General features: G+C 68.6%; 21 protein-coding genes. 5 read left to right on the top strand and 16 right to left on the bottom strand.

What is annotated here, in order from left to right; genetic code table 11:
- Positions 1-281: 281 nt before the first annotated feature.
- Positions 282-3,308: a glycosyl hydrolase gene (locus FYW99_RS13325; protein ID WP_150252365.1), complete on the top strand. Its 3,027-nt coding sequence runs from the start codon at positions 282-284 to the stop codon at positions 3,306-3,308.
- Between the two features lie 175 nt (positions 3,309-3,483).
- On the opposite strand, the gene FYW99_RS13330 is transcribed toward FYW99_RS13325, so the two are convergent.
- Positions 3,484-4,614 (bottom strand): PucR family transcriptional regulator, encoded by a 1,131-nt coding sequence (locus tag FYW99_RS13330; RefSeq protein ID WP_190394644.1) that lies wholly within the window; start codon positions 4,612-4,614, stop codon positions 3,484-3,486.
- A gap of 130 nt (positions 4,615-4,744) precedes the next feature.
- On the opposite strand from FYW99_RS13330, the gene FYW99_RS13335 reads away from it, so the two are divergent.
- Positions 4,745-6,079, top strand: a complete 1,335-nt coding sequence (locus FYW99_RS13335; RefSeq protein WP_150252367.1) for an MFS transporter — start codon at positions 4,745-4,747, stop codon at positions 6,077-6,079.
- Between the two features lie 31 nt (positions 6,080-6,110).
- The gene (locus FYW99_RS13340) at positions 6,111-7,394 is read left to right on the top strand and encodes an ArgE/DapE family deacylase (protein WP_150252368.1); all 1,284 of its coding nucleotides are present in this window, start codon (positions 6,111-6,113) and stop codon (positions 7,392-7,394) included.
- A gap of 126 nt (positions 7,395-7,520) precedes the next feature.
- Here the strand turns inward: FYW99_RS13340 and FYW99_RS13345 are convergent, their stop codons facing one another.
- The 14 genes from FYW99_RS13345 to FYW99_RS13410 form a co-directional block, all read right to left on the bottom strand.
- Positions 7,521-7,775 carry a glutaredoxin family protein gene (locus tag FYW99_RS13345; RefSeq protein ID WP_150252369.1) on the bottom strand — a complete coding sequence of 85 codons (255 nt, stop codon included), beginning with the start codon at positions 7,773-7,775 and terminating at the stop codon, positions 7,521-7,523.
- 179 nt (positions 7,776-7,954) lie between these two features.
- Positions 7,955-8,674 (bottom strand): MBL fold metallo-hydrolase, encoded by a 720-nt coding sequence (locus tag FYW99_RS13350; protein WP_150252370.1) that lies wholly within the window; start codon positions 8,672-8,674, stop codon positions 7,955-7,957.
- Positions 8,664-9,842 carry an ATP-grasp domain-containing protein gene (locus FYW99_RS13355; RefSeq protein ID WP_223838984.1) on the bottom strand — a complete coding sequence of 393 codons (1,179 nt, stop codon included), beginning with the start codon at positions 9,840-9,842 and terminating at the stop codon, positions 8,664-8,666. The genes FYW99_RS13350 and FYW99_RS13355 overlap by 11 nt, the downstream gene beginning before the upstream one ends.
- Before the next feature lie 164 nt (positions 9,843-10,006).
- Complete coding sequence (locus tag FYW99_RS13360) at positions 10,007-11,329, bottom strand: MFS transporter (protein ID WP_150252372.1); 1,323 nt, start codon at positions 11,327-11,329, stop codon at positions 10,007-10,009.
- Complete coding sequence (locus FYW99_RS13365; RefSeq protein WP_150252373.1) at positions 11,326-12,546, bottom strand: 3-deoxy-7-phosphoheptulonate synthase; 1,221 nt, start codon at positions 12,544-12,546, stop codon at positions 11,326-11,328. The genes FYW99_RS13360 and FYW99_RS13365 overlap by 4 nt, the downstream gene beginning before the upstream one ends.
- Entirely contained in the window at positions 12,546-13,733 is a 1,188-nt protein-coding gene (locus FYW99_RS13370) for a class I adenylate-forming enzyme family protein (protein WP_150252374.1), read from the bottom strand. The genes FYW99_RS13365 and FYW99_RS13370 overlap by 1 nt, the downstream gene beginning before the upstream one ends.
- Positions 13,730-14,020, bottom strand: a complete 291-nt coding sequence (locus FYW99_RS13375) for an acyl carrier protein (protein ID WP_150252375.1) — start codon at positions 14,018-14,020, stop codon at positions 13,730-13,732. The genes FYW99_RS13370 and FYW99_RS13375 overlap by 4 nt, the downstream gene beginning before the upstream one ends.
- Positions 14,017-14,391, bottom strand: a complete 375-nt coding sequence (locus tag FYW99_RS13380) for a hypothetical protein (protein WP_223838986.1) — start codon at positions 14,389-14,391, stop codon at positions 14,017-14,019. The genes FYW99_RS13375 and FYW99_RS13380 overlap by 4 nt, the downstream gene beginning before the upstream one ends.
- A 61-nt stretch (positions 14,392-14,452) precedes the next feature.
- Positions 14,453-16,168 carry a prenyltransferase/squalene oxidase repeat-containing protein gene (locus FYW99_RS13385; RefSeq protein ID WP_223838988.1) on the bottom strand — a complete coding sequence of 572 codons (1,716 nt, stop codon included), beginning with the start codon at positions 16,166-16,168 and terminating at the stop codon, positions 14,453-14,455.
- Positions 16,165-17,451, bottom strand: a complete 1,287-nt coding sequence (locus FYW99_RS13390; RefSeq protein ID WP_223838990.1) for a phenylacetate--CoA ligase family protein — start codon at positions 17,449-17,451, stop codon at positions 16,165-16,167. Before FYW99_RS13390 ends, FYW99_RS13385 begins: the two co-directional genes overlap by 4 nt.
- 23 nt (positions 17,452-17,474) lie before the next feature.
- Entirely contained in the window at positions 17,475-18,485 is a 1,011-nt protein-coding gene (locus tag FYW99_RS13395) for a circularly permuted type 2 ATP-grasp protein (protein WP_150252378.1), read from the bottom strand.
- Positions 18,486-18,853: 368 nt separating this feature from the next.
- Complete coding sequence (locus tag FYW99_RS13400; RefSeq protein ID WP_150252379.1) at positions 18,854-20,044, bottom strand: AMP-binding protein; 1,191 nt, start codon at positions 20,042-20,044, stop codon at positions 18,854-18,856.
- The gene (locus FYW99_RS13405; RefSeq protein WP_150252380.1) at positions 20,041-20,892 is read right to left on the bottom strand and encodes an ATP-grasp domain-containing protein; all 852 of its coding nucleotides are present in this window, start codon (positions 20,890-20,892) and stop codon (positions 20,041-20,043) included. Before FYW99_RS13405 ends, FYW99_RS13400 begins: the two co-directional genes overlap by 4 nt.
- Positions 20,893-21,072: 180 nt before the next feature.
- Positions 21,073-21,795 carry an SDR family NAD(P)-dependent oxidoreductase gene (locus FYW99_RS13410; RefSeq protein ID WP_150252381.1) on the bottom strand — a complete coding sequence of 241 codons (723 nt, stop codon included), beginning with the start codon at positions 21,793-21,795 and terminating at the stop codon, positions 21,073-21,075.
- 671 nt (positions 21,796-22,466) lie between these two features.
- Between FYW99_RS13410 and FYW99_RS13415 the strand changes: the two genes are divergently transcribed.
- Together FYW99_RS13415 and FYW99_RS13420 are read left to right on the top strand one after the other, a co-directional pair.
- Positions 22,467-23,273 carry a DUF1684 domain-containing protein gene (locus FYW99_RS13415; RefSeq protein WP_150252382.1) on the top strand — a complete coding sequence of 269 codons (807 nt, stop codon included), beginning with the start codon at positions 22,467-22,469 and terminating at the stop codon, positions 23,271-23,273.
- 55 nt (positions 23,274-23,328) lie between these two features.
- Positions 23,329-23,706 (top strand): nuclear transport factor 2 family protein, encoded by a 378-nt coding sequence (locus tag FYW99_RS13420; RefSeq protein WP_150252383.1) that lies wholly within the window; start codon positions 23,329-23,331, stop codon positions 23,704-23,706.
- Between the two features lie 192 nt (positions 23,707-23,898).
- Here FYW99_RS13420 and FYW99_RS13425 read toward each other — a convergent pair whose 3' ends face one another.
- The gene (locus tag FYW99_RS13425) at positions 23,899-25,107 is read right to left on the bottom strand and encodes a PLP-dependent cysteine synthase family protein (RefSeq protein ID WP_150252384.1); all 1,209 of its coding nucleotides are present in this window, start codon (positions 25,105-25,107) and stop codon (positions 23,899-23,901) included.
- Positions 25,108-25,121: the final 14 nt, after the last annotated feature.

Genomic DNA, 25,121 nt, shown 5'->3' on the forward strand with positions numbered 1-25,121 from the left:
CTCCCTCTCCTGCAGGCCGGTGAAACCCTCCCAGTGAAACGTTCTTATTACGTCCACGCCTCCTCCCGATCGCGCCGCACACGCCGAAAGCCCTGTCCAACGGAGTCCGGCGGTGGCGGGGCAAGGTTTTTCCCGTACAGCCATTGACCACCGGAGGGATCTGTTGGAGACTTCGCTGAAACGTTTTAAAGCCTGTTCCCCGACCGGTTCCGCGTGTGCGCGCACGACTTCCCCCGTCCCCCTCGGCGCCCTGCTCCGGCGAGCGCAGGAAGGAATCCCCCATGTCCCACACACCACCGCCCACGGAACGCCCGTGCTCCGGTTTCACCCCCACACGCCGCCTGTTCCTGGGGCTGAGCGCCTCCGTGGGCACGGCCGCGGCCCTGTCGACCACCCTCGGCGCACCCGCGGCCGTGGCGGCCCCGCAGTCCTTCACCCGGGGCTTCGAAGCTCCCGCTGCCACGGCCCGGGCCAAGTTCCGCTGGTGGTGGCCGCATGGCCTGGTGGACCCGCAGGAGGTGGCCCGCGAGATCGACCAGGCCGCCGACGCCGGGTTCGGCGGCATGGAGGTGGCCGACGTCCACCACAGCTCCTCGGAGCCGCTCGACCCCGAGGGGCACGGCTGGGGCACCGGACCCTGGCGCGAGGCCGTGGAGGCGGCGCTGTCCCGGGCCGAGGAGCGCGGGATCGTCGTCGACATGACCATCGGCCCGTCCTGGCCCGCCGCGGTGCCCGGCCTGACCCCGCAGGACAGGGCCGCCGTGCGCGAACTCGCCCACGGCGTGCGCTACCTCGCCTCCGGCGAGGAGGTCTCGGGCGCCCTGCCCGAGCCCGTGGCGGAGCCGGGGCACGGGGTGGAGTCGCGCGAGCTCTTCGCGGTGCAGGCGGTGCGCCTGGCCGAGGGCGCCTCGCCCGAGGACGAGCGCACCGCCTTGGAGGCCGACACCCTTCAGGACCTGACCGCGTCGGTACGGGACGAGGAGCTGACCTGGACCGCCCCTGGTGAGGGGGACGGATCCACCTGGGCCCTCATCGCCTACTGGGAGCGCGGTTCGGGCCAGCGCCCCGAGGGCGGACCGCACACCGAGCCGGTCTCCTACGTGGTCGACCACTTCAGCGGCATCGGCGCCCAGGCGGTCATCGACTTCTGGGAGGAGGAGGTCCTCACCTCCGGGATCCGCGCCCTCCTCCGGGGACCCGCGGGCGGTGCGATCTTCGAGGACTCCATCGAGATGGAGACCGAGGCGACCCTGTGGACACACGATCTGCCCTCCGCCTTCGAAGGCCACCACGGCTACGACCCGCTGCCCTACCTGCCGGTGCTCGTGCGCGTGGACGAGGACCAGGTCTTCTCCTTCGACCCCGACACCGACCGCCGGGCACTGGACGACTTCAACGACCTGCTCTCACAGCTCTACATCGACCATCACATCGCCCCCCTCCAGGAGTGGGCGCACGGGCTCGGCATGGGCTACCGGATCCAGCCCTACGGCCTGCAGACCGACGCCGTGGCCAAGGCCGCCATCGTCGACACCGCCGAGGGCGAGTCGCTGGGCTTCAAGAACCTCGACGACTTCCGCTCCCTGGCCGGCGGGCGCGACCTGGGCGGCAAGAAGGTGCTCAGCAGCGAGGCGGGCGCGGTCTACGGCGGCTCCTACAGCACCACGTGGCAGCAGACCGTGCGCACCATCGCGCGCGAGTACTCCGCGGGCGTGAACATGGCGGTCCTGCACGGGTTCTCCTACGCCGACGCGCCGGGAGCGCGGTGGCCGGGGTTCGCCGCCTTCACCCCCTACAGCGGCGGAGTCGGCTACAGCGAGTCCTGGGGGCCGCGCCACCCCACCTGGCAGCACGTGTCCGACGTCTCCGGCTTCTTCGCGCGGGCCCAGCACACCCTCCAGTCGGGCACCTCGACGGTCGACGTGGCCTTCCTGCGCCAGAAGGGCTACGCCGGATCGGGCTTCGGCGCCGCCTACTTCAGCCAGGAGGGGGTGCGCCAGGGCTGGACACACCAGTTCGTCAGCCCCCGCCTGCTCCGCGTCACCGAACCCCGGGTGGAGGGGGGCCGTCTGGCCCCAGAGGGACCCGCCTACAGCCTGCTGGTCTTCGAGGGGGACGCGTTCAACGGACGGCTCCCCACCATGGAGCTGGACACCGCCCGGCGGATGGTGGAGTACGCCCGGTCGGGACTGAGGATCCTCGTCGTCGGGGACTGGAGCGCCCCGCAGGAGCCGGGGACCGACCAGAGTTCGGCCGAGGAGCTGCTCCGGACCATGGAGGAGCTGCTCGCCGAGCCCGGCGTGCACCGGGTCGACTCCCGCGAGGACATCCCCGCCGGGCTCGCGGCACTGGACGCGCGGCCCGCCGTCTCCTACGCCCAGGGGTCCCCCCTGCTGCACGCGCGGCGACGGGACGACGATCTGGAGCTGTACTACTTCACCAACGGCTCCGACAGCGAGACCGTCGACCACCAGGTCACCCTCCCCGCGGACACCGACCACGCCTATCCCTTCGCGCTGGACCTGTGGAGCGGACGGATCACCCCCCTGCCCGAGCACACGCGCGGCGACGGAACGGTCGACGTCGGCGTGCGCCTGGCGCCGGGGGCGTCGACGGTCATCGCCCTGGCCCCGCCCTCGTGGACGGCCAGCCACGGCGATCCGGGACAGAAGATGCCGCCGGGGCAGCTGAAGAAGCTGCGCGTGGACAGCACCGACGCCGACGAGGTACGGGTGGAGGACGGGAAGGCCGTGGTCCGGGCCTCCTCGGCGGGCGCCTACACCACCGCCCTCTCCGACGGGAGCACCGTCTCCACCGCCATCGACTCCGTCGGCGACCCCGTCGACCTGGCCTCCTGGGAACTGGAGGTGGAGGACTGGCGGCCGGGAGGGTCGACCACCGACACCGAGGTGGTCCTGCACGAGCACTCGCTGTCCTCCCTCGTCCCCTGGCGGGAGATCGAAGGGCTGGCCGACACCTCCGGTATCGGTCGCTACACCACCACCGTCGACCTGGGCGAGGGATGGACCGGGGGTCACGGCGCCCGTCTGGACCTGGGCCGGGTGAGCGACACCTTCCGCGTCACGGTCAACGGCACGGACCTGCCGCCCTGCGACCAGCAGGACACCGTGGTCGACATCGGCCCCTGGCTGCGCGGCGGCTCCAACACGATCCAGGTGGAGGTGGCCACCACCCTGATCAACCGCATGCGGGCCTTTCGCCCCGACGTCTACGGCGACGTGTCCCGACAGGACTACGGACTGCTGGGCCCGGTGCGGCTGCTGCCCTACGGCCAGGCCGAACTGTGACCGCCGCCCGTCCGGGCGGCGCCCCGCGCGCCGCCCGGACGGGCACGGCGGCCTGCTGGAGCGGGGACAGGGGCGGATCACCCGTGTGACGGGGCAAGCGCCCCAGGGCCCCGAAGAATGACAGAACGGGCATCACACGCGGCTCTGGGGCCAAGCAAGCAGGGTGAACGCCAAGCTAGCGGAGGGTGGTCAGGGCGAGGTGGGCCGCGGCCGCGTCGACCGGTCTGGTGACGTCGAGCCCGGTGGCCTCGGCGAAGCGGCGCATGCGGTTGATCACCGTGTTGCGGTGGCAGAACATCGCCTGCGCGACCTCGGTCACCGAGCCGGTCCGGTAGTAGGCCTGGACCGTCTCGACCTGCAGGTCGACCTCGCGTTCGGTGAACCCCCCGAGCGCCTCCCGCACATCCCGGGCGAAGGCCTCGGCGGCCGGGCCCAGGCGCGCGCCCGCCAGCCGGGTCCAGTGGTTCTCGACCGTGGCCGCCGCGCCGGGCCGGGCCCACTCCGCCAACTCGCGGGCGAGCCGCCACATCGGGGCGATCTCCCCGATGCCGTGGGCGCTCGGGGATATCCCGACGGGTTCGCTCAGCAGCGCCTCCCGGGCGGCGCCCGCGGCGTCCCCGGCGGGGACGATGGCGAACTCCACCCCGTCCAGGCGGAGCAGGACCGCCCCGGGAAGCGCCTCGCCGACCCAGCCCCGGAAGTCGCGCGCGTGGTTGCCGTTGGCCACCAGGACGAGGTGGACGCCGTCGGCTCGCAGTCCCAGGGCCCGCGCAGCCTGCTCGTTCAGGCGCGTGTCCTCGCCGGAGCCGCTCAGCAGGTGCCGGAGGAGGAAGGCGTGCTCCAGCTCCAGTTCCGCGCGCATCCGCGCGATCTCGTCGGTGTAGCCGGTCTGCACGTGCGTGGTGTGCACCTCCACCGCCTCCCAGATCGAGATGACCTCCTCGGAGAAGTCGCGGAAGTCGGCCTCGGTGACGTGGGCGCGCATCGCCTCCCACAGGAAGCGGAAGTCCATGCGCACGGCCCGCAGCAGCGACTCCAGGGGGATGCCGCGGCGGGCACGTGAGCGTCCGACACCGATCGAGTGGGCGCGCAGCTCGCCGTGGCGGTCCTGCCCCCGCAGGAGTTCCAGGAGGAGTTCGAGCGTGGCCCGGGCCGTGCCGTACAGCTCGGCGTCGTCGATGACGGTCTCGGCGTACCCGGTCAGCTCGCGGACCCTGCGGACGTAGGCCCAGGCGATGGACTCCAGCTCCTCCAGGCACGCCTGCGCGGCGCGGGGGATGACGTCCGACGGCGCTGTTTTGTGCATGTGCACATTCTAGGCGGTGTTCTCGTTGGACTTTGCGCTTGTGGAAGTGCGTTTTTTCCAAGACGATGATCGGCATCACACCTGGTCGTCGACGTCCCGTCCGACCGGTGCACATCTCCCGGAGGATCACATGCCACAGCCCGACCCGGCCCCGGCCGGAGCGAGAGCGCCGAAGGTCAACGCGGCCGACGCCAGGCGCATCGCCTTCGCGGCCTTCGTCGGAACAGCCCTGGAGTGGTACGACTACTTCCTGTTCGGCACGGCCGCCGCGCTGGTCTTCAACCGCCTGTTCTTCACCGAACTCGACCCGGGCGCGGGCCTCATGGCGGCGCTGGCGACCTTCGGCGTGGGCTTCGCCGCCAGGCCCATCGGGTCCCTGATCTTCGGCACCATCGGGGACCGCTACGGACGGCGCCCCGCGCTGCTGGTGACCATCGTCATGATCGGCTGCGCGACCGGGCTCATCGGCGTGATCCCCGACTACATGGCGATCGGGATCGCCGCGCCGCTCCTGCTCGCGGTCCTGCGGCTCCTGCAGGGGCTGGCCGTGGGCGGCGAATGGGGCGGCGCCATCGCCATCGAGCACGCCCCCGAGCGCCAGCGCGCCCGGTACGCCGCCCTGGTCCAGATCGGCTCCCCGGTGGGCACGCTCATCTCCTCGGCCGCCTTCGCCGCGGTGCTGACGCTGCCCGCGGCCGACTTCGACGCCTGGGGGTGGCGCCTGCCCTTCCTCGCCGCGTTCCCGCTGCTGGGCATCGCCCTCTACATCCGCTTCAAGGTGGAGGAGTCCCCCGTCTTCCAGGAGCTGGTGCAGATGGAGGACCGCGCCAAGGTGCCCGCCCTGGCCCTGTTCCGCGAGGCCGGGGGCCGCCTGCTCGTGGCGGTCGCCGCGGCGCTGCTGGGGGTCGGCGGCTTCTACGTGATGACGACCTTCGTGGTCTCCTACGCCTCCACCGTCCTGGATGTCGACCGCCAGGCGGTCGTGAACGCCACGCTCGTCGCCGCCCTCTTCCAGATCGCCACGACCCTGGTCGCCGGGCGCGCGGCCGAGCGCTTCGGCCCCGGCCGGATGACGGTGATCGGCGCCCTGGCCACCGCCGCGGCCGCGTTCCCCCTGTTCTGGCTCATCGACACCGCCGACCCCTGGGCGATCACCGCCGCGGTGACCATCGGCATCTGCCTCATCACCCTGGCCTACGCCGTCACCGGCACCCTGCTGGCCGACCTCTTCCCGCCCCGGCTGCGCTACAGCGGCGTGTCCCTGGGCTACAACCTCGCCGGAACCCTCAGCGGGTTCCTCCCGCTCATCGCCACCGCGCTCCTGGCCGTGGACGACGGCGCGTCCTGGCCGGCGGTGCTGGTCCTCATCGGCATCTGCGCCGTCACCGCGCTCGGCGGCCTGGCCGGCGAGCGGATCAGGGCCGCGGACACCCGCGCCGCCGCCGACACCCGGGCCGCGGCGTGAACCGCCCGCAGCCCCACCACAGGAGAACAACATGAACCTCGCATCCGACGTCGTCGCGCGCATCGAAGCGGCGGTCGACGACGCCTTCGACGCCCAGCTGGCCTTCACCCAGGAGCTCGTGCGCCACCCCTCCCTGCGCACCCGGGAGTCCTCGGCACAGGACCTGATGCACGAGGCCATGGAGCGGCGGGGGCTGGCCGTGGACCGGTGGGAACTGGACCCGGAGGAGATCTCCACCCACCCCGGCGCCGGGAGGATCACGGTCTCCTACGAGGGCGTCGAGAACGTGGTGGGCACCTACACCCCCACCCGGGGCGGAGGCCGCTCGCTGATCCTCAACGGCCACATCGACGTGGTCCCCGAGGGCCCCGCCGGGGAGTGGTCCCGCTCCCCGTGGGACGCCCCCGTCATCGACGGCTGGCTCCACGGCCGGGGCAGCGGCGACATGAAGGCGGGGCTGGCGGCCAACCTGTTCGCCTACGACGCCGTGCGCACGGCCGGGTTCGCCCCCGCCGGACGCATCCACTTCCAGTCCGTGGCGGAGGAGGAGTGCACCGGCAACGGCGCGCTGGCGACGGTCCAGCGCGGGTACACCGCCGACGCCGTCCTGATCCCCGAGCCCGAGGAGGACATGCTGGTCCGCGCCAACGTCGGCGTCGTCTGGTTCACCGTGCGGGTCGCGGGCCACCCCACCCACCCGAGGGAGATGGCGTCGGGGTTCAACGCGATCGACGCGGCGCACCACGTGATGGGGCGGCTGCGCGTCCTCGAACAGCGCTGGAACGACGAGAGGGGCGGCCACCCCCACTTCGAGGACCTGGACCACCCCATCAACTTCAACCTCGGCGGCATCAGCGGCGGCGACTGGCCGTCGAGCGTCCCCGCCTGGTGCGAGCTCCAGGTCCGGGCGGCGGTCTATCCGGGGGTGAGCGCCGACGACGCCTGGGAGCAGATCCAGGAGGTGCTGCGGGAGACCACCACCGACGACGCGGGCAACCCCATCGAGGCCGTGGGAGAGCGGACCGGCTTCTACGCCGAGGGCTACGTCCTGCCCGAGGGCACGGACGCCGAGAACGTGCTGCGCGAGGCGCACCGGACCGTCTTCAAGGACGAGCTGCGGACCTTCACCACCCCCGGCTACCTCGACGGCCGCGTCTACGCCCTGTACCAGGGGATCCCCGCGCTGGTCTACGGGCCGGTCTCGGAGGCCATCCACGGGTACGACGAGCGCGTCGACGTGGAGTCCGTGCGGCGGATCACCAAGTCCATCGCCCTGTTCATCGCGCAGTGGTGCGGCCTGGAGGAGGCCGCCTGACGCCGGGCCCGTCCGGGGACGGGCGCCCGGGGCGCTCCGAGCACCCGTGACGCGCACCAGGCGCGGACCGGGGCGGGGGCGGACCGGGGCGGTGCCGCCCGCGCGCGTGCGCGGGCGGCACCGTCGTCAGATCACCGACAGCTCGCGGAGCTTGGCCTCGACCCGCGCGTTGTCCGGCTCGACGTGGTGGGTCCCGTCCGGGTAGACGACCACCGGGATGTTCGTGCGCCCCGAGATCTCCCGAGCCCGCTCCGTGGCCGCCGGGTCGTGCTCGACATCGACGTACTCGAAGGGCACCGCCAGCTCGGTCAGCTGCCTCTTCGTGCGTCGGCAGTCCCGGCACCAGTCGGCCCCGTAGACGCGGATCGCCGCCTCGTTCATCCGTCCTCCCCTGGGGTGGTCACCAGGCCAGTGTGCCCGACGGTCCCGGAGCCTGGTCGTTGGGAGAGCACTCCGACCAGCCGTCAGCGGCCACGCGGAGGGACCATAACGGCCCAGCCCCGGAAGGTCGCCGGCGAACAGGCGCGCCGAACGCGTTCACCAGGGGTGGATTTCCCGCTTCACTTGAAACGCACACCGGAACGGGTATCCCGCACCAAAGCCGCGGCTTGGCGCATAAAAGGGTTCACATCCCGCTCCACACCAACCGTGCTGTCTCGACCGTGCCCAGTCAGCAGAACTGTCGCATCATCTTTTGTCAGCACTTTTTCCCGGAGGGACCTGAGGGTCTGCTGTCGGCTTCCGCCCGGCATATCGGTGCGGCCGATGCTTCCAGCATACAACACATCCCCCACCAGGCAATAGGAAGCGCCATCCGTGCCCCTGGGCAGATTGAAGATGACAGATCCAGGCGTGTGTCCTGGCGCGTGTTCAACAATCAATTCCAGCCCAGCCAGGTTCAACTCTTCCTCGTCCTTCAGATACAGGACATCGTTCGGTGGCTCCCAGCGCCACTCCGGCCCCAGAATCCTCCTGAACTGCGGAGAGAACTCTGGACCGAGGCCCGCGTGGGGGTCCGCCAACATCTTCGAGTCACCAGGGTGGATGTACGCGGGTATGCCGTAGGTGGCGCACACGGCAGCGGCCGAGCACGTGTGGTCCAGATGTCCGTGGGTAAGCAGGACCGCGCGCGGAGACAGCCCGTACGCCTCCACTTTCTCTTTCAATCCCCCGACGACACCGATGCCCGGATCAACGACGACGCAATCTCCGCCGCGCTGCTTCGCCAGCAGACGGCATTTAGTTCCGAAAGCATCAGAGACCACCTCCTCAAGGAACACGGGTGTCCTCCTTCACTCGTATGCTGATCGCCGACCGCACCCGCACCTCTAGTTCATCGAGTTCCGCCTCGGTATCGGCATCGACAAGGAAGCTCACCGCCCGGTCATCAGACGAGGCCAGATCACCCAGCAGGGTTCCCCGTTCCTTGAAGACCAGCACTCCCCGCAGAGCAGGCGCGTCACCGGGCACGCCCGGACGGAGACGGGGCCACAGGTCGGCCCTCCCCAGCCAGGTGACCCGGGTGCCGGGCCAATCCAGGGTCACGTCCTCCAGGACTCCGTGCGGATGCTCCAGGTACACCTGGCGCGCCACACGCCGGGGGCGCGGATAGGAGGCCGTCTCCCCTAGCGCGATGCGGACGATCGGTGCTTCCATGGGCTTGCCGCAGGCCAGCTCATACAGTGCCGTGATCCCGTCTCCGGGCGTGCGGGCGGCGACCTCCATGAGGCGGGGCTGGCCACTCCCGTCGATACGCCATTCCGAATGGGTCACACCGTTCTCGAAGGACAGATCGTCCAGAAGTGAAGCGTTGGCCTGGAGGATCTTTTTCGACAGGGATGTGTCTGGGGCAGCGCCCGGTACCGTATGTGACAGCTCGACGAACCCGCTCCCGCCGCCCGTGGTCTCCTTCCGGGTCAGCGAGGAGAACACGGTCCGGCCTTCCTGGACCAGGGACTCCACCGAGTACTCCTGCCCGTTCACCCGTTCCTCCACCAGGAGGGTCTCGTGGTCCGGGTAGGAGGTCATCACGGACGCCGCTTCCTCGGGTGTGTCGCAGGAAACCACACCGGAACTGGCGTGTCTGGTGGCCGGTTTGACCACCACCGGGTACTGGAGGACACCGAGGTCGCCGCTTCCCCTACCTCCCGGAGGCACGGTCAGGGTCCGGGGCCCCAGGGCTTCGAGGTAAGCCCGCTGGAGATACTTACTGCGGCAGACCCTGCCCGCACGCAGTCCCACTCCGGGCAGGCCGAGCGCATCGCACACCATGCCCGTGGGCTCGACGAGGGTCTCCTCCATCGCGAAGACGCCCCTGACGCGGTACTGGTCCCGCCATCGCTGGAGGACCGCGAACACGCCAGGGGTGAAGGACGACTCCCGGTCCAGCGATCCGGACACGTAGGCGATCTCCGAGATCCAGAAGGCGGGGTTGTCCGGGTCGGCCATGGCCTTCCCTGCCTGGTCACGGCAGGAGTCAAGGGAAATCACCAACACGGCCAGGCCTCTGTCCGCGAGCTCCTGAAGATAACGGGAGTTGCGACAGATGACACGAAAGGCCCCGGTCAGGATAAAAGCCTCTCGGGAAGCGTGCGGCACAGGCGTGTTCTGTGTCATGTCTTCTCCTCTTCTCTCGGAGAGGAGGATTCCTCCTCCGCCAACTGCTCCGGCATGGTGCGGAGTCGCGCGACAGGGGAGAGCGCGATCCACAGGGCTGACAGGAGGAACCCGGCAGCGGTGACGAACAACGCCTCTCGGATTCCGATAATCGAGCCGAGCGCTCCGCCCAGTAGAGCACCGAGGGGCATACTCCCCCAGGTCACCGTTCGCATCCCTGCGACCACCTTGGCCAGACGTCGCTTGGGAATGAGCATCTGCTGGAACGTCGCGACATTCGTGTTTCCGATAGTCATGAAGAGACCACCGAAGAAGAACATCACCACCATGATTCCCAAGGCCACGGCAGGCGGCCCCATGGCCAGGGGAAGCATGATCTGGAAGAGCGAAGACGCACCGTAGGCGACCGCGATGACCCGACCGGGGCCGAACCAGTCCGCCATCCGCTTGGCGAGGGCGGCTCCGACGAGCGCACCGACCGCTCCCATTCCCAACACCAAACCCAGGGCCGAACTGCTCAGGCCCAGCACCTGAAGCACGAAGAGCGGCAGCACGGTGTTGCGTGCCAGAAAGAACAGGTTGTTGACCCCGGAGCGGAGCGTGAGGAAGCGCAGGTACTTGTCCTGAGCGATGAAGCGGATCGAGGAGCGGATCTCCGCGAAGGTGTTTCCACGCTGTGTGGAGGGCTTGGGCTGCTCTTCGCTGCTGGACACGGACAGCAGGGCCAACACCGACATGAGACTGGCGAAGGCCCCGATCAACAGTGTGAACGGAGCGGTCATCACCTGCACGAGCACGCCGGCGGCCGCTGGGCCCCCTGACTGGGAGACGACGATACTGGCCTGGAGCTTGCTGTTTCCGTCCAGGAGCTGGTCCCTGTCCACCAGGGAGGGCAGGTAGGCGGTTCCTGCGACATCGAACAGCACAGCGAAGGTGCCCAGGGTGAAGGCGATGAGGTACAGGTGGTGGATTTCCAGGAAACCGGCCAGAGCGAGAAGTGGAATCGCCGCCAAGGTCAGGAACCTTCCCAGGTCAGCGGCGATGAGGACCGTACGTTTACGGCGACGGTCGATCCACACACCGGCCAGGAGCGTCACCACGAGGTAGGGGGCGAAAGCAGCGGCGTTGAGGAGGCCGAGCTGTCCCGCTGTCGCCTCGAAGACTTCTATAGCGGCCAGGGGGAGAGCAAGCGTGGCGAGTTGGGCACCGAAGCGGGAAACACTCTGGCCCGCCCAGTACTTAAGGAAGTCGAAATGGCGCCACAGGCTCGCGGCCCCTTCTCGTTCCCGTCCCGTGGTGTTCTCCGGCACGGTACTCATTCGTTTCTCCTGCCCTGAGCGGAGGGGGTATGCCGTCCTGCTTCGGCGGCCGTCCGCACCACCAGGGCGGCCTGGTCCGCGTTCAGCCGGGGATCACAGGCGGATGTGTAACGCTCCAGCCGCGAACACAGGTCGCCTGCCGTGTTCACGCATTCCATTATCGAGTCGGGTGAGGCCTCCAGATGGAGGCCCGCCAGACGCAGTCCATACTCACGGAGCACAGACGCACACTCGCGCGCCTCGTACAAGATGTCCGACATCAGCCTGGTCTTCTGCCCGTAATGGTTGGATCGGGTGTTTCCGTGCATCGGGTCGCACACCCACAGGACCGTGTTAGCGGCTTCTCCCAGCTCCGACAGAAGACGAGGCAGTTCTTCTGTGACACGCTTTCCCATTCTGATGATCAGGCTCAGCCTTCCCGGAGGCCGCCCTTCGGCGAGGAGGCGGATCAGAGCAGTGATATCTGGTCCGTCCGCGTCCGGCCCCACCTTGACTCCGACGGGGTTGCTGATCCGCGAGGCGAAGGCGATGTGCGCACCGTCCGCCGCGCGAGTGCGCTCACCCACCCACAGGAAGTGGGCTGATGAACCGTAGACCTCGTCGCCCCTGTCAGGACGGACCAGGGCCTCCTCGTAATCCAACAGCAGGGCTTCGTGGCTGGTGAAGGTCAAGGAGAAGGAGGCGTCGGCCGTTGCTGGCAGAAGAACGTCCTTCGGTACGAGTCTGCTCAGTGCCAGGGCCGTATGGTCATAAGCGGCGACCAGTCGGCGGGCGTCGTGGAGGCGGGCACGGGCCGTCCGCTCCGGCGAGTTGACGGCGTCTCCTCTGTAGACGGGGATAGGGGGTCCGTCAGCGACTTCCTCCACAGGATTGGACCGGGGTTTGGCGTACTGCCCCGCGAATCGGCCGACACGCACAACAGGGACACCGGTGGTCTCCTCCATCAGGTCGGCGAGGTCGGCCAGGAGCTCCGCCTTCTCCATCACCCGGTCGGGCGAGGAGTCCGCGAAGCGCTCGGCGCAGTCACCGGCCTGGAGCACGAGAGCCTCTCCGGCGGCTACCCGGGACAGCGCGCGCAGAAGGGAACGACAGGCTCCGGGGCTGACCAGCCCGGGTCTCGAAAGGAGCGTGGCGACGACGCCGCCGATGTCTGTGGAGGGCTCCCAGACAGGTTGCTGGGGCGTGCGGGGGCGGGCGGCTGCGAGACTCTGCGGCATCAGTTCTTCCGCTCGTCGGGCAGGGGCGGAGTGACGTGACCGGCCGGGGCCCGAAACAGGGCCTCCGGCTGGGACGCGAGAGACGCCGCTTCTGAGGCCATGGGACGGTCAGCGGGCTGGTCGGCGTCCCCTACCAGGTCATCCCGCGGGGCTCCGCGCACCGCCGGAACGGTGCCAGCGGACACGACGTGGTCGGCGGCCAAGAGCAGGTCCAGACGCACTTTGCCCGTCATGCTCCGGGGAATCCTCCGGACCCGGTGTACACCGCGGGGCTGCGGGGCGTCCGGCAGCGCGGCAGCCACGCCCTTGCGTACCTCTGCCTCTCCGACCGTCGAGCCGACGTAGTAGAGGTCGTAGTGCTCAGCCCGGATGGCGTCACTCCTGGGCACGCACACCACATCGAGACGGGGCATCTTCTTTCGCAGGGCGGTTTCTATCTGGCTCAGGTACAGTCTCCTGCCATTGACCTTGACAAGGCTGGTCGAGCGCCCCACCAGTGAGAAGCCGCCGCCCTCCAAGGGGCGCACGACGTCGTCGAGCGCGATCGCCTCGGGTGCACACGCCTGGCCACGAGGGCGCGCCAGCCGGGGGCTGCTCACAACGAGAGGCTGTTCTCCGCCGGGGACGGGCGCTCCTTTGAGGTCAACGTCGGGAAAGGGCGTCCAGCGCTCCGGGTCGGCCGGACGGGGGGCAAGGGGACGGTAGGCGACGGCGCCTGTCTCCGTGGCCCCCAGGAGTTCCGTGGCCTGGAAACCGCTGCTCTCCAGTACACGTGCGGTCCTGCCGGTCTCCTCTGTCACTGGGCCGGCACCGTGGAACGCGAAGACACCGGGCAGGGAGCGCAGCCGACCGGAGAACCTGCGCACCACCGCCCAACTGGAGGGAAGGCACGCCAACAGCACGCGTTTCCCGCTGGTCAGGTCAGGTGGGGTGAACGGGTCCTCCCACAGGTGTTGGACGGGTACGTCGAGGATCGCCGGCAGGACCTTCCCCATGAGGTAGCCGTACAGGTGCCTGGGCGGGGCGTAGTTGACCACCGTGTCCACGGCTCCGGGCAGGAGGGCGGCGAGCAGCAGCCCTTCCGCGCACAGCTGTTCTCCCGTCCTGGCCCATACGGCGGGCTCTCCGGTGTGACCGGAGGTCGAGAAGAGGACCTCCTCCTCCGGGGCGGGGAGAGCTGCGCTCATCGCCCGTGCTCCAGCAGGGCACGGTCCTCCTGCTCATCGCGGATGAAACGGGCCATCCTCTCCACCGTGGAGAACCAGTACCGAACGTCATGCGCGACGAAGTCGACCTCGATGTCGAAGGCGGCCTCGATGGCGGTGATGCACTCCATCGCGGTCATGCTGTCGTAGCGCTCACCGAGGACCTGAGCCAGGTCCTCCTCCGCTCCGACGGTCATGACCTCTTCGCCCACACGGGCACTGAGCACGCTTCTGATGCGCTCCTGGAGGTCAGTGGGTACGGTGCTCATACTCGTTCATCTCCTTGGCCGTGCAGGGCGGTGCCGTCAGCCCGGCGCAGCTCACCCTGGTGGGACGTGTAGGTGTAGACGTGGCCCGGTGCGGTGGTACGGAACTCGATGTAGAGGAACGGTGTGTCCGGTTCCAGACCGAGGGCTTCGGCGATCTCCTCGGCCAGTCCGTCCCGGAACCCCTCATCCCGGTCAGGGCCCACATGGCACACGACGGAGGCGTGTTGGAGGACGCCCCTGCCCCGGGGCAGCGCTTCCAGGGGAAAGCCGCCACTGAAGACCGTGGAGTCGGGGGCGTCGGCGAAGCGGACGACGGCGTGGGAGGGTGCGACACCGTGTCGGGAGAGCCAGCGGGTAACACGGACAGCCACGGCTCTGCGGGTCGCGGGTCGTGGAAGGGGGGTCGTGATGGTGATGGTCGGCACGAGAACCTCAGGAGAGAGTGAGCGCGGGCAGGCGAAACGAAGGGTCCTCGGCCCGTATGCGCAACAGACCGTGCAGGCATACGGCGAGAGGGTCCTCCGTGGCCGGGGCCAATGGGGACCATGCCGCTCCCGCGGGGGACGCCGTGCGATCGAGGTAGGCGGTCAGGTGCGCGGGCTCCACGTCCAGTCTGTGGAGGTCAGCGGTGACCACCGCTTCGTAGGTGGAGAGCAGGTCGGGCACCCGATTGCCCTCGTTGGCCCATCCGCCTCCGCGGACACGGTGCCGAGCCAGGAGGGCGTCAGCGGTGAAGGGGTCCGCCCGGTCCAGAGCGTTGAGGATCCGGAGGGCGTGCAGACCGGGGCGGAGGGCGGGTCGTGCCCGTGGAACGTTGGCGTAACCGTCACCAGAGGCGCACTGGTCGACGAAAGCGGCCAGTGCGGACGAGGAGAAGGGGGTAGGACCGTCGGCCCCGGCGAGCCGGTGTATCTCCACCGCCGCAGCGGAGGAGACCAGATCAGAGCCGCGCCCATGCCAGTAGCCGAACCCGCCATCGGGGTTCTGGAGTTCCGAAAGCCAGCGCAGTATGCGTGACAGATCCCGTGGGCTGTCTCGAAAGGCTCCCGCGGCCAGGGCCCAAGCCGTGCAGCGGATCTCCGCACCACGCCCGGGCATGTACATCACGCCGCCCTCGTTGGGCAGCAGACAGCCCTCCAGCCAGCGACGCAGTCGGGAGGTCAGGGGGTCCTCGTCTCGTGCCACGAGCGCGGCCGCGGCCGTGGACAAGGCGTCGGCCGCATACCTGGGCTCCCGGTAGGTGAATCCGCCCTCCGGGCACGCCATGGCAGCCAGTCCCTTGTCGACCGCGTCCGCCACGGGTTCGATCGGCGCGTCGAGTGCCTTCAGCGCGCCCACCGCGCAGAAGGAGGCCCACACATCAGCCACCGCGTACCCCGGCCAGCGCAAGAAGGCTCCCGAGGAATCGCGCTGGGCCAGAATCCATTCCGAGCACGGCCGAGCGGGTTCCTCTCCCAAGGCGGCCAAAGCTCCCACAGCACGGTAGGTGGCCCACATACAGGGCACGTCCGCGCCCGGGGAGAACCGGAACCCTCCACTGGTGTCCTGTCGTTCCCTCAGCCAGGCCACCAGGGCCGGCACATCCCAGGGAGGTTCGGTGGAGGCCAGGCGGCACAGGGCACGCCATGCGGCTACCCCGTAGTAGCAGGCGCGCACATCGGCCTCCCCCGCCCGGGCGTGGCCGATGGACCAGGCCAATCCGCCGTCCCTCGTCTGGAGGCGGCCGAGCCATTCGAGCAGCCTTTGACGATCGGGCACGTCGGCGCCACAGATCTCGACGGCGGTCCGGGTGGAGAAGTGGGTCGCCCACACCTCGGCCTCCTGCCCGGGCGTCATCGCGTAGGCGTCGCCCGTCCAAGTGGTGCGCAGCCAGTCGAGCGTACGGTCCGGGTCGGGGAGTCGGTGCCCCAGATCTGTGAGGGCGGAAGCGCTGTAGAAGGTGGCCCACGCGTCGGAGGGCATGCCCCGGCTCCACGCGAAACCCCCGTCGGGGTTGCCGCGGCTCAGAACATAGTCGGCGGTGGCGTCAGCGCCCACGACACCGTCAGCCCTGCCGAGCCAGGTCATGGTGCGTACAGCCGCGTAGGTGCACCACAGGTCCGGCCCGCCCTGGGCGGGGACGTCCGGCAGTAGTCCGAAGTCGCTCACCGCGCCTCCACCACACGGATGTTGGAGCGCTTCCAGCTCTTCTGGGATCCGCCGCTCTTGGTGTTGGTCGGCAGGGAATTGACGAAGGCCACCTGGTCCCACGTGAGACCGCTCCGCTCCCGGGAGAGCGCTTGCACGGCATGCGTGTACCGGAGCTCCTCGGACCGGTCGGCACCGGGAAGGCGTTCGAGCAGCAGCCGTGCCCAGCTCCCCTCCTCGGCGGTCTCCAGCAGATAGCCGGTGACGGGGGCGGCCTCGTAGACGATCTCCTCCACCGCTCGCGGTGACAGCACGGTGCCGTGCACGCTTATGGTGTCGGTGGCCCTGCCGAGGACGCGCAGCACGGGTGTCGCCCTGCCGCAGGAGCATCCCCGCTCGACTTCGACCTGGTCGCCCGTGTCGTAGCGCAGCAGAGGCCTGGCGTACAGGTTGAGGGGTGTGACCACGAGGCGGCCCCTGGAACCGGGAGCAAGCGGTTCCACCGCTCCCTCCGTCGCCACCTCGGCGTAGTTCGCGGCGGTGAGCATGTGCAGTCGGTCCCTGCCGCAGGCAGCGGCCAGGGTGCCGGTCTCGGTACTGCCGTAGCTGGCGTCGTAGGCGGTGGCGCCCCACCAGTCACCGAGGCGGCGGCGCATGGCGGGCACACTGACCTCCCCCAGCAGCATGAGGGAGCGCACCGACGCCCTCAGCTCCTCCAACAAGCCGCGTTGCTTGAGAAGGCGCGTCAGTTGCAGGGCCACCCCGGGGGCGACGAGAAGGACCGTCGGCCGCAGTTCCCTCCACAGACCGATGATGCGGTCCCAGCCGGTGATACCAGTCGTGAAGGGATAGGCCCGGGTGTACGGCAGGTCGAGGTACTCGCAGACCGAGGCGACCAGGTCGCCGACGGGGACGATGTCGGAGGGCAGGAGGTTGAGCACTCGATCACCGTGTTCGAGCACGTCGCCCCAAGCGTGTGCGACTGAGACGGTGTTCCATACGACGTCCTCCGCCGTACGGGGTGTCGGGGTCGCGCCGCCGGTGGTCCCGGTGGTCTCGTGGTACCGGATACAGGCGCCCAGCGGCACCGCGGTGAAGTTCCACGGTTCGGACTTGAGGCGTTCCTTGGGGGTGACGGGCAGGGAGTCGAACGCTTCCGGGGAGTATCCCTCGATCCCCTGGTAGGCGGGTGAGGCCAGAGCACGCCGCCAAGCCGCGGCGATCTTTTCCTCGTAGAAGCCGGTGGTAGGAACGGCGCTCTGGAACTCGCTGAACTCGTTGCGCGCTTCGAGAAGTACTTCCAAGCGTTCTTTGGAATGGATGAACATCAGGTAGAACTTTCATGGAGGGTGGCGAGTGAGGGATCCGCGGCATGAAAGACACAGCCGACCCGGGAGCCGTCTCCCAGGAAGCGGATGTCCTGCTCCTGGTCGAGCAGTCCCTTGACAAACCCCCCGCTGAGGCCGGCCTTCGTGACGAACAGTCCCCAGTGGAGGAAGCACGTGGAGGCGGGCTCCGGTCCGCCCGGCGGAAAGAAGCGCTCGGCGACCGAGGGCGCCCGGCTCTGGACGATGAAGTCACCCCCGAGGGCCTCCCGCACCAGGCCCCGCCACTCCTCGTTCGAACACATCCAACCGGCGCGCACTCCCTGGCCGGCGTGTCCGACGCTGGGTTTGAGCACCAGGTCCCCACGATGGGCGAGGACGTGTTCCAACAGACTCCCCTGCCCCTCCTCACGTGTGCGGGCGTCCCGCAGGGAGCGGGTCCAAGGCAGCAACCGTTCCACCGCGCCCCGTTCGTCCGGGGGGAGGAGTTGACGACCGGCCGGTTCGCTGAGCATCGCCATAGCGGCCTTCGTGCCGTACAAGTCGGCGTTGAGCGGGGAGAAGAGGCCTACAGCGTCGTCTCGGACCGCTGCGATCAGAGGGGCCAGGAGGTCGAGAGCCGCTGGGTCCGCAGCGACGGTCTTGAGCAGGAACGTACGGTAGACGACGTCGACCTTCGTGCCGTGCGCGGTGAGTCCCCCGGCGCCGTATTCCAGGTCGGCGACGGTACAGTTCACCAAGCGGAAACCCAGCTCCGTGAAGAGGTCCGAGAAGAGTGAGGCGTCGACGGCGACTGGAGAGGTCGTCCAGTGCACGAGGGCGACCGTAGGGCGGTCCCCGCGCCCGGCTCCCGCGGTGGCCAGGAGGGTATCGGCCATACAGGCGAGAGGATCGACATAATACAACCCCTCCTCCTCGGCGAATTTCCGGAAGTGGGGGTCGGCCAGGACTGCTCGGCACAGTTCCCCGAACTCGAAGGAACCGAGGGAACTGGAGGTGTTGAACTCGACCATGCGGAATCCGCCGGGGCTGCGTACCAAGTCGGCCCGGCCGAGAGGGATGGTGGGCCCCGACAGGGCTGCCAGGAGCGGGGGTACCGCAGGCTGTATCCAGCCCAGAGCCCGTGTGAACGCCTTCTCGTCCCCGTCGAAGAGCCTGCTGGGCAGAGAGTGCAGAGCGCGTAGGACCAGCGGTAGGTCCCGGTCCAGACTTCGGGTCTGTTCAGCGTCGAGAATGGCCGGACGGGACAGCAGGGTTCGGGGAAACCAGGAACGGAAGCGGTCATGGGCGGGGGTGTCCGGGTCCAAGGCCCGGTGAGAGGACCTCGCGGAGGCCAGGAAGGCACGAGTCGGCCTGTTCTCGTGAACGGGGACAGGGGCGGTCACGTGTTCACCCCTTCCCTCGTGAGGGAGAGCCCGGCCTCGCGGCGCACCAGCGGCAGGACCTTGTCGCTACTGGGGCTGCGCTCGACGTCCTCCACCCGGAGGAACCTCAGGGCTTCGGGCGTGTGCCGGTTCAAGATGCCCATCCCGTCGATCCGCGAGGCCATTTCCGCCCTGACCGCCTCCTCGTCGGCGGGGCCGGTGAAGCGCAGTTCCATCAGGAGGGCCGCGGCAGGCGCTTCCCGCTCGTGGTGCAGTACCACCTGGGCCTCGCCGATGTCCTTGACCTGCTCCGCCTGTCGCAGGACATCGCTCGCGCGCAGCATGCTGCCGTAGAGCTTGAAGCTGTCGTCGGCGCGGCCCAGGACGGTGAAGCCGTCAGGTGATCCGCAAGCGCATGCGGCCGGACCGATCCGGTCCCCCAGGCGGAAACGCACAGCCGGGACCGGCCAGCCCTCACCGACCCGGGTGAGCAGAGCACCGTCGTGGTCGGTTTCGAGGAGCTGTCCCGGCAGAAGGTGCAAGGTGCCCGGTTCGCACAAGGGGTTACTCACACCGATGACGAAAGTCTCGATGGAGCCGTAGTTGCCCCACAGTCCTGCTTGGGGGAAGACCTGCGTGATGGCCGTGTGCCTGGCCGGGGTCATGGGTTCCCCGGTCCAGATCACGGTGCGTACGGGGAGCCGGATTCCCGCGGTGTGCAGGGCCGTGCCGAAGCGGGCCAGGAGGTTGGGGGTCCCGCAGAGCGCGTTGACTCCCATACCGACGATGGTGTCGGCCCACTCCTCAGCGTCTTCGGGCGTGAGCCCCCCGATGGGCGCGACGGTGCTTCGGGAGTGGAGGGCCAGGGCGTTGTAGAAGTACTGCGCTCCCCACATCCGTCCGGTGGAGAACATGTTGAGCAGCACGTCCCCCTCACCGAGGGGACTCCAGTGGGGCAGGATCCGGGGCAGGCCCATGTCAGGTGAGATCACCGTCAATTTCGGCGTACCGGTGGTTCCACCGCTGGAGACGACCAGTCCTCCCTTGGAGGCCGCCAGGGTTCGGGCAGCGGACCGTATCCGCGCATGGGCCCAAGGGGTCAGGTCGTCCAGGCTTTGGAGAGAGAGCGCCTCGTCGGCACCCATACCGAAGGCCCACTTCCTGGCCTCCTCCAGAACCGACTCCGTGTCGATGTGGCCGATACTCACAACCCTTCCCTTCGTCGCAGGTGGGCATCGTGGCGGCGCCCGTAGGCTCGGAAACGTGCACCGACCACTCGTTCGACGGTCGCGGGCTCCTCGAACAGGGCCGAGACCGCACCGTCCAGTTCGATTTCGGAGAACCACATGCGTCCGTCGGCGGTGCGCAACAGATCGACGCACACGTAGGGCAGGTCGAAGCGTTCCTGGACCAGGGCGAGGAGGTCGAGCACGTCGGCATCGACTCGTGTGCGGCCAACGGTGGAGCCACCGCGGCTGACGTTGGCGACATGGGCTCCCTGATCGGGAATGCGGTCATAAGCCGCGACGACCTCCCCCTCCACGGCGACCACACGCGTGTCCGCGACGACCTCTCCCACCGAGGGTTGGACGAGCATGGCGGCGCCGCTGCCCGAGGCAAGCCCCAGAACGGCATCGAGCGTGGGCCTGTCCGGGCAGAGCACGCAGCCCAAGCCTCTGCCCCAGGAAGCGGGTTTGACGAAAAGGGGAAACCAGTCGTCCGGCACCAGGCCCTGGTAACCGAGCCTGTGTACGTCACGGCCCGCTGTCAGGCGCAACGACGGAATGAGTGGTAGGGGCGAGCCCACCAGCGCCTTTGCGGTGGCGTACTTGTCGTTGAAGACGACGGCCGCGGACAAAGGAATAGCAAGCCAGAAACCAGCCGCCTCCAGAGAGGAGACCGCAGTCATGTTCTGCCAGATGTCAACGGCATGAGTCGGACCCGAGCGTATATCGTAGACAATAATATCACGCTCGGGCAGGAGCTGTTCATTCTTCCAACGAACGCAGTCGTCTTCGAAAATTATGTGCTCGGGATCGATCACCCCGAAGTCCATGCCCACAGCCTCGGCAGCCTTGGCGTACTGGGGCCAGAAGACACCGGACTCCCACTCGGAGTCCGTTTTTGAGCCACGATCGGGAAATAAGTAAGTTACCCTCTTCCGCGCATGCGGAATAGGCGATTTCGATTTCACTCAAAAACCCTCAGAGCTACTCGCCTCCGGGCCGCACCAAGATCAGCGGCCCAGGAGGGATCCGCCGTTGACACCGAGCACCTGCCCCGTGATCCACGACGCCTCCGATGAGGCAAGGAAATGGACTATGGAAGCGATGTCACCGGGAACACCCGCTCGCTTGACGAGCGACTCCGCCACCAGACGGTCATGTCGGGCCGAACGGCCCTGCTCGTTGAAGAACTCCGTGTCCTGGACATAGCCCGGGCTGACGGTGTTGACGGTGATCCCGTCAGGTCCGCCTTGGCCAGCGAGTCCGAAACCCCATCCCACCAGCCCGGCCTTGGCCGCGCCGTAGGCGCCTCCTCCCCGGTGAGCGGCGATGGAGCTGATATTGACCACCCGCCCTCCGGGTCGGGAGATGCTCTTCCACAGGGCTTCGGTGATCATCATCGCCGACAGGAGATTGGCGTCGATCGTGCGGCGGTAGGTTTCGAAGACGCCCTCCAGACCGGTCGTCCCGTTCTTCACGATCCCGCCCGCGTTATTGACCAGGACGTCCACGGGATCGTCGGCGATCTCCTCGGCTGCACGCAGTACCTCGTCGGGTCGGGTCAGATCACAGGCCACCGCCCGGATCTGGCGTTCGCGGTTTTCCTCGACCACACGATCCAGGACATCCTTACGGCGCCCCAGGATGAACACCGAACTCCCGTCCTCGGCGAACCTCTCCGCGATCGCCCTGCCAATACCGGTGCCCCCACCGGTCACAACCACCCTGCGCACAGCTCTCCAGACATAAAAAAATGGAACAAAAATAGGAATTACTTCCGAACGCACACCACATGGACATCACAACCCCATGGGCGCCACAGCCGGAACAACCGCAGACATTACTATCAGCCGCACACAGGGCACGCAAGAGCATAGATAATCATTCACTCACGGAAAGTAACCAGGATAGTGCTTCCGAGAGAACCGGCGTTAACACACTTCTGTTCAGATAAGCAGGTTCCAACTGGCCAGGCACGTGGGGCGCGAAGGGCCATCCGAAACACCGGGGGCGCCGGAGGCGCGCACTGCCACAGAGGGTGAAGGCTGGCCACATTAGGCCATTGAGTCAATACATGGGGTCAGAGGACCATTGGATATATGCGAAAGGGCATTAGGCCCGACGCGGGTAAGCCCCTGCCATCGACAGCGTGGGCAGAACCGCGCTCTCAAGTCAGAGGGTGTTGGCGGCGGTTCTGGCCAGCGGCATCCGGAGCGACTTGGCCGCGTTGCCCGCGCACAGGGGTTCACGACGACCGAGGGGCGCGAGCGGGCCAGCATCAGCGCGCCGTCCAGGCCCGTGTCGCGACGGGCGGTATTGCGCGGCGGGCAGCGGGCCGGGCCACCTTCTTGCTCGCTAAGCAAGAAGCTGTGCGTCAGGGGCATGGCGGGTCTACGGTGACACCATGACCACACCGAAGACGCCCGCAGAACACGAAGCCTGGTGCCGGAGCCGGTGGGAGGAGATCGCCGGAGCCGACAGCAAGGCCAAGGTCGTCGTCACCGCCAGGATCACCGGCCCGGGTCCCCACGCGATCCCCGGCCTCCCAGGCCAATGGCGCACCACCGCGGCGGGAGCCCTGACCGTGACGGCCGAGGCCGCCGACGGTGTGCGGGTAGCCGACAGCCCGGTCGACGGGACGAGCCCCGTCCCCTCCGGCAGCTCCCTGCGGTTCCCCGACGACCGGGTCGGCTTCGCCAGCGGATCGGACGGCTCCTACGGCCTGGTCGTCATGGATCAAGGCCGCGTCGAGCGCACCGGACTCACCGGCATCGACGCCTTTCCCCACGACCCCGCCTGGGTCCTCACGGGCCGGTACCGGGCAGCTCCCGAAGGGCGCCGGATCGAGGTGCCCCGATTGACCAGCCCGCGCAGCACCGAAGCCATCCTGGCACCCGTCGACCTGGCCGTGACCATCGACGGCACCGAACACGTCCTGGCCGTCCTCCAGGACTTCCCCGGGCAACGGCTGGTCATCTTCACCGACGAGACCAACGGCGATTCGACGCCGACGATCGGTCGCTGGCTGGTGCTGCCGCTGCTGGAGCCCGGCAGCACCCTGACGGTCGACTTCAACAAGGCGACGCTCTCGTACCACCACCTGAACCCGGACGTGTTCGTCTGTCCGCTCTCACCACCCGGCAACCACCTGCCGATGCGCGTCGAGTCCGGCGAGCGCGCCCTGGTCCACGCCGCCACCGGCCAGAACTGACACGTCCCATCCCCGCCAGGACCCGTCGACCCACTCACACCGAAGGAAGACCCGTATGAGCCAGGACCTGAAGGACAGGGCCATCAGGTACCTCCGCGCGCTGGAGAACCGCGACTGGAAGAGCGCCCGAGCCCTGTGCACCGGGACGGCCACCGTCTGGCACAACGACGGCAAGGGCGAGCAGTCCATCGAGGAGAACATCGCCGGGATGGAGGGACAGATCGCGTCCATCGAGTCGATGCGCTACGACGTCCTGCGCCAACTCTCCCAGCCGGGCGAGGTCCTCCAGCAGCACGTGGTCCACGTCGCCACCACCAGCGGCATGCGCGGCGAGGTCCACGCCGCGGTCTACTTCGGCTTCGACGACGCCGGGAAGATCAGGCGCATCGAGGAGTACGCCAACTTCGTCCCGGTCGGCGGCCAGGACAGCTGACGGCAACGGTCAGCACACGCCCCTCAGCGCCACGGCGCACAGTGCGCGGCGCGGCGTTGAGGGGCGCCGTCATCCACCGTCGTCGCTGAGGGCGGCAACCGGGTGGAACCATCCCCGCGTGCGCGGGGCTCACTCGGGCGGAGTCTCGACCACGCTCAGCTGTGTCGGTCCATCCCCGCGTGCGGGGCTCACTCAGGCCTTCCTCGCCTCGGGAACGCCGGGGGCCGCGGGCTCCTTCCAGCGGCCGGTCGAGAGGAAGTCCTCCAGCACCTTGGTGTACGGCTTCAGGTCCAGCTTGAGCTCCTTCTCGACCCACCTGTCGTCGTAGTAGTTGTGCATGTACCGCTCGCCCTGGTCGCACATGAGCATGACGACACTGCCCTTCTCCCCGTCGGAGAGCATCTCGGCGACGATCCGCAGCGCGCCCCACAGGTTGGTCCCGGTCGAGGGCCCCGCGCGGTGGCGCAACCGGGAGAGGAGCAGGCGCATGGCCGCGATCGACGCGGCGTCGGGCACCGAGACCATCCGGTCCACGACAGCGGGCAGGAACGAGGGCTCCACCGTCGGACGCCCGATCCCCTCGATGTGGGAGGGCCTTCCCTTGATCCAGGTCGAGGGGTCCTTGGGCCACTGGCTCTTGGGACGGCCCTCGTTGGTCGTCCAGTTGGGGAAGAACGCCGAGTTCTGCGGGTCGACGACGCACACCCGGGTGTCGCGGCGGCTGAAGCGGATGTGGCGGCCGATGGTCGCGCCCGTGCCCCCGGTGCCCGCTCCCACCACGATCCACTTGGGGTCGGGGTGGCGCTCCTCGGCGATCTGCCGGAAGATCGTCGCCGCCACGTTGTGGTCGTCGCGGTAGTCGTAGGCGCGCTCGGCGTAGGTGAACTGGTCCATGAAGTGGCCCTTGGGGGACTCCGCGGCCAGGCGGGCGGCCTCCTTCTCGATGTCACCGTCGGGTCCGGGGTTCCTGACCTCCCCGTCGTAGGCCTTGATGAGGTCCACCTTCTCCTGGCTGGTGCTCTTGGGCACCACGGCCGTGAACCTCAGCCCCAGGAGCTTGGCGAAGTAGGCCTCGGAGACCGCCGTGGAACCACTCGACGCCTCGAACACGTGCGTGCCGGGCTCGATCCACCCGGTGCACAGCGCGTGCAGGAACAGCGCGCGTGCCATGCGGTGCTTCAGGCTGCCGGAGGGGTGGACGGACTCGTCCTTGACGTAGAGGTCGATGCCCCACTCCACGGGAAGCGGGAACTGGAAGACGTGCGTGTCCGCCGAGCGCGTGGCGTCGGCGTGCAGCAGCCGGACCGCCTCCTTCACCCAGGCCCGTTTGCGTCCGTCGTAGTGGTCGACGATGCGCGTGGTGACGGCGGCGGTGTCCTGCTGGTTCTGTGTCGTGGTCATGAGCCGGAGCTACC

It is taken from the genome of Nocardiopsis deserti, assembly GCF_008638355.1.
Taxonomy (GTDB): Bacteria; Actinomycetota; Actinomycetes; order Streptosporangiales; family Streptosporangiaceae; genus Nocardiopsis; species Nocardiopsis alborubida.